This window comes from Maribellus luteus (genome assembly GCF_003576475.1).
Classification (GTDB): Bacteria; Bacteroidota; Bacteroidia; order Bacteroidales; family Prolixibacteraceae; genus Draconibacterium; species Draconibacterium luteum.
This window is the reverse complement of the sequence record NZ_QWGR01000207.1, coordinates 1-560: the sequence shown is the minus strand read 5'-3', so window position 1 is coordinate 560 and position 560 is coordinate 1. Positions and strand designations below refer to the sequence as shown.

General features: G+C 63.2%; 1 protein-coding gene. It reads right to left on the bottom strand.

All coding sequences use genetic code 11. From position 1 onward, the window contains the following. A partial coding sequence (locus tag D1614_RS28615) for a response regulator (protein WP_119440528.1) occupies positions 1-367 on the bottom strand: 367 nt, incomplete at its 3' end. Positions 368-560 lie beyond the last annotated feature (193 nt).

Sequence of the window (560 nt, the reverse complement as noted above, 5' to 3'; positions counted from 1 at the left end):
GTCCCGCATGGCGGCGCAGCACAGCGCGCAGACGGGCGATGAGTTCGTCCACCGGGAACGGCTTGACGAGAAAATCGTCCGCGCCGGAATCCAGGCCCTTGAGCCGTTCCGACAGCGCGTCGCGCGCGCTGGCGATGATGACGGGCACGTCGCTGTGCGCGGCACGCAGTTCTTCCAGGAACGTATGGCCTTCACCATCGGGCAACCCGAGATCCAGCACGATGGCTTCGAACGTGTTGGTGGTGATCCATTTCTGCGCGTCGACAAGGCGGCGCACCCAGGTCGCGTTGTAGCCGGCCTGACGCAGCGCGCGGGCCAGCGCCGTGCCCAACGGCAAATCGTCTTCGATGAGGAGGATGGCGTTCATGCGCGGGAATCTCGGCGGCGGTAATGACGGTAAACGGACAACCGGCACCTGGGAAACAGGCGCCGGCGAAGGTCGAAATCTACCGCAACGGACTGAGCTTTACCTTAAATGTGTGGAGACATGTGACGAATAAGTCGCCTCGTGAACCCAGACTGGGCGCAGTCGCGAGCGCGCAGCGTGGTGTTTAGCTATC